The 3,247-nt window shown below is 61.9% G+C and carries 3 protein-coding genes and 1 other RNA gene; 3 read left to right on the top strand and 1 reads right to left on the bottom strand.

Annotation, left to right across the window (positions count from 1 at the left end; all coding sequences use genetic code 11):
• Positions 1 to 323: 323 nt before the first annotated feature.
• Entirely contained in the window at positions 324 to 791 is a 468-nt protein-coding gene (locus tag L0H65_RS16965; protein WP_301460407.1) for a CAP domain-containing protein, read from the top strand.
• 37 nt (positions 792 to 828) lie between these two features.
• Here L0H65_RS16965 and L0H65_RS16960 read toward each other — a convergent pair whose 3' ends face one another.
• Entirely contained in the window at positions 829 to 2,148 is a 1,320-nt protein-coding gene (locus tag L0H65_RS16960; protein ID WP_301460406.1) for an ATP-binding protein, read from the bottom strand.
• An 82-nt stretch (positions 2,149 to 2,230) separates the two neighbouring features.
• On the opposite strand from L0H65_RS16960, the gene L0H65_RS16955 reads away from it, so the two are divergent.
• Positions 2,231 to 3,136, top strand: coding sequence for an MBL fold metallo-hydrolase (locus L0H65_RS16955; protein WP_301460405.1), 906 nt, complete (start codon positions 2,231 to 2,233; stop codon positions 3,134 to 3,136).
• A 2-nt stretch (positions 3,137 to 3,138) separates the two neighbouring features.
• Positions 3,139 to 3,247, top strand: a transfer-messenger RNA (tmRNA) gene (gene ssrA / locus L0H65_RS16950); the annotation flags it as partial.

Raw genomic sequence — 3,247 nt, 5'->3', positions numbered from 1 at the left:
GGAACAAGGGTGTTCATATAGTGTTCTGTTGGGTCAATCATCTGTGCCTGCCTGTTGATTTCGAATGCTCTAACGCCGAAGGATTGCATAAGTCTTAGTAGCGCGTGCCGCCCCCTGCAAGGGCATCAGACGCTTTCCCTTGCCCTGCGCGGACCGGGCATCCGCGCCAACTGCGCCCCGGTCATCTCAAATCACGTTGATAAAGGCTTGACCTAGGCGCTTTCAAAGGCGGAGCAATAGCTCAGATCTGCACGTCATTTGCATTGGCATTTGGTCGTTGCGCGCGTAGATTGGCACTTTCACAATCAGGTGAGGACAAAATGATGAACCTTCCTCCGCTCGCGTTCGTCCTGTGCCTTTGTGCCGCCCCGATGGCGGCCTTCGCCTGCCCGCAACCCGGAAACACCGGCGCGCTGCTGAAACAGGCGCAGGCAGAAATCAATGCCTATCGCAAAGGCGCTGGCCTGCGCGCCTTGTCCAGCAAGAAGCAACTTGCGGATATTGCGCAACAACACGCCTGCGACATGGCGGGGATGGGTAAACATTCGCATGTCGGCTCCGACGGCTCTGATCTTGGGGGCAGATTGCGCAGTGGTGGGTATCGTTTCGGTGCGGCTGTGGAAAATGTAGGCAAGTTCTCCCCTAGCACCGATGCGGCGCAATGGTGGTATAAATCCGCCGGACACCGCGCGAACATCCTGTCGCCGCAGATCAGCGATATCGGCCTTGGCGTGGCGCTTGGTACAGACAACAAGCGGTATTGGGTCATGCTGGGCGGCCAAGCGAAATAGCGACGCTGAAATCGCGCCATCGTCCAATTTGCGCGTCTCAGCGGGCGATCACGAATTCCGCCCGCAAGCCGCCGAGCGATTTACTGTGGCCAAGGTTCAACCGCCCGCCGTGGCTGCGCGCAATGTCCTGTGTGATGGCAAGGCCAAGGCCGACGCCGCCGCCGCGATTGGGGTCGCGGGCGCTGTCGAGGCGGGTGAAAGGTGTCATCGCCTCCTCTCGCAGTTCCTTCGCGATCCCCGGCCCGTCGTCTTCGACCACGATGCGCAAGGTTTCCTCTGTCAGGTCCATGCCGACAATCGCGCGGGTGCCATAGCGCACTGCATTGCCGATCAGGTTTTCCACCGCCCGCGTCACCGCCGCAGGCCGCAGCATCACGTTGCCGGACCCGCGCAGTTCCGCAAGCGTTACGTCCTGCCCCGCCCTGACCCCGTTATCGACGATCCGACCGATCAAGTCGCGCGGGTCGGTTTCTTCCGCCGCCTCCATCGCATCGCCTCGCGCAAAGGACAGAAATTCGTCGATCAACCGCTGCATGTCGCCCACATCACTGAGCAGCGCCTCTGTCTCGTCGTCTTCCGGCAGCATCGACAGGCCAAGCCGCAACCGCGTCAAGGGCGTGCGCAAATCATGGCTGATCCCCGACAGCATCAGGGTGCGCTGTTCGATCTGACGCTCGATCCGGGCGCGCATGTCCAGAAACGCCTTGCCCGCAGATCGCACCTCCAACGCGCCTCGCGGCCGGTATGGCTTGTTCTGACCCTTGCCAAAGGCGGTCGCCACATCAGCCAGTCGTTTGATCGGGCGCAACTGGTTGCGCAGGAATTGATAGGCGATCAATGTCATCAGAATCGAGGTCAGGATCATCAGCACCAGTAGTTGATGCGGATTGGTAGCCGTAAGCCGTCCGCGATCCACCTCCAGCCAGATCGGCCCGATGGCGGAGGTGAGCAGCACCCGGACCCGGCGCGGCTCATTCAAAAGCTCAACGCGCTGCACTTGCGGAACCTCTGCCCGCAGCGTGGTGATAACCGCCTTGCCCGCCAGATCAAGCAACTCGCGCTGATCGCCACCCTCCGCCGGTTCGGTCGCAATCATGGCACCAAAACCCATCGCATCCGCGATCTGGTGCATACGCGCCTGCGCCAGTTGCGGGGACGCCGCACTGTCGATCTGCGCCAGAAGATAGCGCATCTCAATCGCGACCCCGCCGGTCAGTTGCTGCGTGACCCGTTCGTAATGCCGTTGCAGAAACGTGATGGAGACGACAAGCTGGATCGTGACCACCGGCACGATCAGGATAAGGGCAGCCCGGCCATAAAGACTGCGCGGGAACAAGGTTTTTATCTTGCGAAACATGTGGCAAGAGTAACCGCGCCCGCCGTCATGCAAAAGCCGGAATCGCGCGTGTCGTGAATTGCCAATTAAAAAAGGACGCGTCATGCCTGACAGCCCCCGCCCTGTGCCCGGCATTTGTGAAACCCTTGCCCCCGATCTGCGTCGCGTTCTGGCACCGAACCCATCGCCGATGACCTATGACGGCACCAACAGCTATTTGCTGGGCCGGGGAGAGGTTGCCCTGATCGACCCCGGCCCCGATCTGCCATCCCATCACCAGGCCCTGTTGGCTGCATTGAAAATGGGGGAGCGGATAAGCCACATCTTTGTCACCCATGCCCATCTCGACCATTCCCCGCTTGCCCACCCGATGGCTGCGGCCCTGGGCGTAAAGGTCCACGCATTCGGCCCGCCAGGCGCCGGTCGGTCGCCGCAGATGGAGGCATTGGCGCAGGCCGGTCTGGTCGCGGGCGGCGAAGGGATCGACACCGGCTTTGCGCCAGATGTGACTCTGGCGGATGGGGACACCGTTGCCCACGGCGATTGGGCGCTGACCGCGCTGCACACACCGGGACACCTGAGCAGCCATTTGTGCTTTGTCGCTGGCGATGTGCTGTTTGCCGGTGATCATGTGATGGGCTGGGCCTCGTCGCTGGTATCGCCGCCCGATGGCGATATGGCCGCCTATGTCGCGTCATTGCACCGGTTGGCGGCGCGGGATTGGTCCGTCATCCATTCCGGTCACGGCCCCGCCATCCGCGACCCCGCCGAGCGCATTGGGTTCCTGATCGGGCACCGGTCAAAGCGTGAGGCGGCAATTGTGGCGTTCCTTGCCATTGGTCCGGCAGATATTCCGGCGATTACCGCCGCGCTTTACACCGACACCCCGCCCGCCTTGCAGCGCGCCGCGTCACGCAATGTGCTGGCGCATCTGCTGGATCTTGTTCAACGCAACCGGGTCACCGCCCTTCCCGCGCCCGGCATGAACGCGCGATATTCCCTGATCTGATACACCTTGCGGTGCACCGCCCCACCCCCTATATTGGTTTTGTTCGGGCTTGCTCGGACTATGGCGATAAACGCACCCGTAATAAACGGCTCGGACCCGGGGGCGGTACCC

Source organism: Pseudorhodobacter sp. (assembly GCF_030452865.1).
Taxonomy (GTDB): domain Bacteria; phylum Pseudomonadota; class Alphaproteobacteria; order Rhodobacterales; family Rhodobacteraceae; genus Pseudorhodobacter.
This window is presented reverse-complemented; position numbering and strand designations above follow the sequence as displayed.

Bases quoted from the DNA above. Each gene is read 5' to 3' on its own strand.
- L0H65_RS16965 (WP_301460407.1), top strand. From the start codon at position 324: ATGAACCTTCCTCCGCTCGCGTTCGTCCTGTGCCTTTGTGCCGCCCCG.
- L0H65_RS16960 (WP_301460406.1), bottom strand. From the start codon at position 2,148: ATGTTTCGCAAGATAAAAACCTTGTTCCCGCGCAGTCTTTATGGCCGG.
- L0H65_RS16955 (WP_301460405.1), top strand. From the start codon at position 2,231: ATGCCTGACAGCCCCCGCCCTGTGCCCGGCATTTGTGAAACCCTTGCC.